Annotated in this window: 2 protein-coding genes; both read left to right on the top strand. The window is 66.1% G+C overall.

The features are described from left to right. Positions 1–757: adenosylhomocysteinase (locus AB4Y86_RS17770; protein WP_441403477.1), on the top strand; the 757-nt coding region annotated here is incomplete at its 5' end. Between the two features lie 140 nt (positions 758–897). Then, a partial coding sequence (locus AB4Y86_RS17775; RefSeq protein ID WP_441403478.1) for an Ig-like domain-containing protein occupies positions 898–1,951 on the top strand: 1,054 nt, incomplete at its 3' end.

Raw genomic sequence — 1,951 nt, forward strand, 5'->3', positions numbered from 1 at the left:
CCGCCACTCGCTGCCGGACGGCATCAACCGCGCCACCGACGTGCTGATGGGCGGCAAGGTCGCCGTCGTCTGCGGCTACGGCGACGTCGGCAAGGGCGCGGCGGAAGCGTTCCGCGGCCAGGGCTCGCGCGTCATCGTCACCGAAATCGACCCGATCTGCGCCCTGCAGGCAGCCATGGACGGCTATCAGGTGGCAACGCTGGAGAGCGTCCTGGCCGAGGGGCACATCTTCATCACCACCACSGGYAACAAGGACGTCATCATGGCCGAGYACATGGCCGGGATGCGCGACAAGGCCATCGTGGGCAACATCGGACACTTCGACAACGAGATCGACATGGCCGGACTCGCCCGGATCGAAGGCATCAAAAAGGTCGAAATCAAGCCGCAGGTGCACGAATGGGTCTTCGAGGCCGATCCCGCCAAGGGCAAGGACAGCCGTTCCATCATCGTCCTGTCCGAGGGCCGTTTGCTGAACCTCGGCAACGCCACCGGCCACCCCTCCTTCGTGATGAGCAACTCGTTCGCCAACCAGACGATCGCGCAGATCGAGCTGTTCACCAAGGCGGGCCAGCCCGAGGGCGAGCGCGAATACGAAAAGCAGGTCTACGTGCTGCCGAAGATCCTCGACGAGAAGGTCGCCCGGCTGCACCTGGACGCCCTCGGCGTGGAACTCACCGAGCTGACCAAGGAACAGGCCGCTTACCTGGACCTCGACGTCGCCGGCCCCTACAAGCCGGATCACTACCGCTACTAGCCGCCGAGCACCCCCGCGCCAAGGAGCCCCGGACTCGCCGTCCGGGGCTCCTTTGTGACCATATCGTCGCGTTCGGGAAAGCGGTCCGCGCCGGAACTTCACTTATGCTTTCAAGGTAACGTCTGGAAGGACCGAGTATAGTGATCGCCCCGAAAAGCTGGAGCACCGGCCGCAAGGCCGCCGTGCTGGCAGCGGTGTGCGCCTTGGCAGCGGGCGGCGGCGTGTTCGCCGCGGCCGGACCGCTGGCCCACCCCTCCTTTGCCTCCGAGGCTGCCTCCCCGGAGCGCGCCACCCAGGGGCTCGCTTTTCCGGTGGTGCCCCCGGTCCAGCTCACTGCAGCGCCCGAAGACGCCGCCACCCAGGTCAACCCGGCGGCGCCGGTGACCCTGAAGGTGGGCAACGGCCGGATTGACCGCGCGGCCCTCACCAGCGCTTCCGGCGACGCCGTGGACGGCACACTCAGCCCCGACGGTTCCAGCTGGTCCGCCGCCGGGCCGCTGAAATTCAACACCCGCTACAGCTACACGTACTCCATCGTGGACGGCGCCGGGCGCACCACGAACACCACACGGACGTTCACCACCGTCTCGACCGCCAACGAGGCCGACGCGGCGATCTACCCGCTGGACGGCATGAAGGTGGGGGTGGCGCAGCCGCTGCAGATCACCTTCAGCGAGCCGGTCCTGAACCGGGCCGCCGTCGAGAAGGCCATTACGGTCAGCTCCAGCGCCGGGCAGGCCGGTGCGTTCCACTGGTTCAGCAACACGATGGTCAGATACCGGCCGGAAAACTTCTGGGCGGCCAACAGCACCATCACGATGGACATGAAGCTGTTCGGCGTCGACCTCGGCAAAGGCCAGATCGGCAACTTCAACAAGAAGGTCACTGTGCACATCGGCGACAAGAAAGTCGCTATCGCGGACGCCACGGCACACACCTTCAAGGCCTTCATCAACGACAAACAGGTCGGCGAGTGGCCCTCGACCATGGGCGACACCAGGTTCCCGTCCGCGCGCGGCTATCTGGTCCTGATGGAGAAATACCGGGTGGAGCACATGTCTGCCGCCAGCATCGGGCTCAAGCCGGGCGATCCCGCCTATTACGGCGAGCTGGACGTCAACTTCGCCACGAGGCTGACCCCCAGCGGGGAATTCATCCACCAGGCCACGGACTCCGCCATGCCCTACGTTGGCC

The organism is Arthrobacter sp. 2YAF22_2 (genome assembly GCF_052114645.1).
GTDB lineage: Bacteria > Actinomycetota > Actinomycetes > Actinomycetales > Micrococcaceae > Arthrobacter.